Here is a 594-nt window from a genome sequence, read left to right as displayed (position 1 = left end):
GAGTAGGTCACGTCTTCTTGATAGCCGGCGGAGGTGAGGGCTGCGAGGGCGCCGGACTCCGTGAAGCCGTCGGTCTCCTGATGCACGTAGGCGAGCCCGGAGAAGCCCTCCATGGCGATGCTCGGATGCAGCACGACGGGATAGGCGATCTCGCCGAAGAGCTGTCCCCGATCGCCGTCATAGGAGGCTTCTTCGAACTCGGAGAAGCCGGAGAAGACGACGTTGCGGGATGTCTCGATGTCTTGCCACGACCAGGCGCCGCCGCCCCGCAGGTTGAAGCGGTTCACCTTGCCGGAGCCGTACAGCACGAGATGATAGGCATCGACATCGGCGCTGCTCAACCGGGCGTCTTCGTCGAGACCGGTGTAGCTGTAGCCGGCCGCGATACCGGCCCGCCATCCGGGCATCACCTCGGCATCGACACCGGAGATGAAGCCGCCCATGTCGCGGTCGAGGCTGGCCGCATTGCCGTTGCCGTCGAAGTTCGCCCAGCTGCCAAAGCCCTGGGTCCAGAAGACCGGCCCTTCGCTCACGGCCGGAAGCGGCGCCATATCCGAGCCCAGATCCTTCGACCCGTAGCCCAGCATCATCATG

1 protein-coding gene is annotated in these 594 nt (G+C 65.2%); it reads right to left on the bottom strand.

From position 1 onward, the window contains the following. Positions 1 to 594, bottom strand: a 594-nt coding sequence (locus A7A08_RS15330; RefSeq protein ID WP_141694038.1) for an autotransporter outer membrane beta-barrel domain-containing protein, incomplete at both ends; no start/stop codon positions are given.

This window comes from Methyloligella halotolerans, from assembly GCF_001708935.1.
In the GTDB taxonomy this organism is placed as follows: domain Bacteria; phylum Pseudomonadota; class Alphaproteobacteria; order Rhizobiales; family Methyloligellaceae; genus Methyloligella; species Methyloligella halotolerans.
Note: the sequence above shows the minus strand (reverse complement) of the source record. Positions and strands in the feature narration are given on the sequence as shown.